We start from the raw sequence: 2,117 nt of genomic DNA on the forward strand, positions 1-2,117 counted from the left end.
TCGCACTAAGCGCGCTGCGGAGACCTGTTCCGCAGCGCGTTTTTATCTTTTACCTAACTCATCATTTCTTAAGCGAGTGACGCAAAAATATATTTTCCTGATACCAGACATGTCTGTACGGCCTAATTTCTCTGCCTATTTAGGATATCGGCCATTACTTAACTTGAATGGTCAAGAGAAATGGATTTTAACAAAAGTCGCTACAATCCTTACGGTACAGAGCAGGACGAACTGCTGTATCAATCCGTTGCCAGCAGCGAAGCGCCGATAGCCGCTCTTACCACGCAGGCCACCGATCCCACTCCGCTGCCGGAAGAGCGCTTTGACACCGAGCGCATTCAGCGCATCAGCTCCGGCGCACAGCTCGAAACTCAGGCCGGTCTGATTATTCAGAATCAAGACAGCCGTCTGGAGATTGCCGAGTTCAACTGGTTCGGCTACAACTCCAAAACCCTGCTGGTCGGTGAGAAAAGCACCATCAACTTCAGCCTCGGCTCGCAAGGCATGAGCGAGTTCAGCTTCGACTACTTTGCCCTGCACAACAGCGCCACCGTGATTAACTTTTACGACGCCAGCGGCACGTTAATTGGCAGCGAAAAACTCTTTTATACCGGTTCGGTCACCGCGAAGCAGTTTGATATCAAGACCCTCAGTTTTACCGCCCCCACAGGTACGTTGATTGCCCGCGCCGAGCTGATCACCGGCGACGAGCCCGGCGTCGGTGACTATGGCTTCCACATCGACAACGTCAAATGGACTTCCACCGGTCTGATACCGGTAGGCTTCACTTTTGATCATATGAGTAAGGACTCAGGCAGCAGCAGTACCGACTTCATCACCAAAGATGGCTCCGCCAACCGCGAAGTCACCGGTACGCTTAGCCGCGCACTTTCAGCATCCGAGACATTGCAGTTTTGGGACGGCAGCAAATGGGTGGACGCCACCGTCACCGGCATGAGCTGGAAAGCGCAGGACGACACCGTGCACAGCGCCGACTGGACATACAAACTACGCGTTGTGGACAGCGCCGGTAACGTGACGCCAGAGCAAAGCCATCAGGTGATGCTCGACACCACGCCGTCCGACGTGCAGGTCAGCTTTATCCGCATGAGCAAAGACGATGACGTCGCGGATGACTGGGAAACCACTGACGGCAGCGCCGGACGTACCGTGCAGGGCACGCTGAGCAAAGCGCTGGATACGGGCGATATCATCGAGTATTCGCTGGACGGCGGCAAAACCTGGCTGGCACTCAGCGTGGATTTTGCCAACAACTGGAGCTTTAACGACAACGGGGCGCACACCGCCAGCTGGGAATACCAGATCCGCATCACTGACATCGCTGGCAACGTTAATACGCCAGTGAAGCAGGCGGTGACGCTGGCAGAAGTTAAACCGGCGATCACCGAAGTGTGGGACAACGTTGGCGGCAACGATTTAGTACCGGATCACGGTTATACCGATGATCTGACGCCAACCCTCAAAGGCACCGGGCAGCCCGGCTCGACACTTGATATTTTTGCCTTTTACACAGGAGAACATGCTAGTAACAAAATTGGTGCAGTCGTGGTTAAAGCCGACGGCACATGGGAATGGACGCCATCCGCACCGATGCGTCCGGGTGAAGTGACCTTTGATGTTTTGACGGAAACGTTTCTGATATCCGATCCGATTACGATCAATTTAACCGCCGGCCCGACTATTGATAAAGCCTTTGACGATGCCGGACAGGTTACCGACTGGCTGGCAAACGGCGACGCCACCGATGACAGCACCCCGCGCCTGTACGGCAGCGCGCTGCCCGGCAGCCTGGTTTACCTTTACGACGACGGCAAACTGATTGCCAGCGTTACCGCCAGCGCCAGCGGCGACTGGGAGTGGGAACATGCCACCGGTATGAGTGTCGGCAGACACAGCATCACGGTAAAAATGGAGCAAGGCGCGTTCATCAGCGACTTCTCAACCCCGTGGGTGTTTGAATACGTCAATATGCAGCCGGTCAGTTTTACCCTCACCAGCATGCAGAAGGATACCGGCAGCAGCCAGACCGACCTCATCACCAAAGATGGCTCCGCCAACCGCGAAGTCACCGGGACGCTCAGCCGCGCGCTCGCCGC

At 55.6% G+C, this 2,117-nt stretch carries 1 protein-coding gene; it reads left to right on the forward strand.

The genetic code is table 11. The features are described 5' to 3' along the window. Positions 1–180 precede the first annotated feature (180 nt). The coding region (locus ACPUC7_RS24335; RefSeq protein ID WP_494924850.1) for a hypothetical protein at positions 181–2,117 on the forward strand (1,937 nt) is incomplete at its 3' end.

Source organism: Pantoea sp. CFCC18179 (assembly GCF_059412405.1).